Raw genomic sequence first — 250 nt, forward strand, 5'->3', positions numbered from 1 at the left:
TAAGTATCCCGCCGAAGTATGGTGTATCTCAGATTATGGGGTATCTGAAAGGAAAGAGCAGTCTGATGATATTCGATCGGCACGCAAATTTAAAGTACAAGTATGGAAATCGCCATTTCTGGGCTAGGGCTTGTTTGAAAAAAGGTGGAGATTGTGCTAAAGCAACAAAACAGCGATGGAGGCAAGATACACAAAGGCCAGGAAGGAAGCATCCGACTTGTCATATCTGGTGGCGATTCTGCGAAACCAC

At 44.8% G+C, this 250-nt stretch carries 1 pseudogene; it reads left to right on the forward strand.

The annotated features are described in order from the left end of the window. Positions 1-128, forward strand: a pseudogene (locus NE547_RS18340) (transposase); the annotation flags it as partial. Between the last annotated feature and the right edge of the window lie 122 nt (positions 129-250).

Source organism: Flavonifractor sp. DFI.6.63 (assembly GCF_024462255.1).
Taxonomy (GTDB): Bacteria; Bacillota; Clostridia; order Oscillospirales; family Oscillospiraceae; genus Lawsonibacter_A; species Lawsonibacter_A hominis.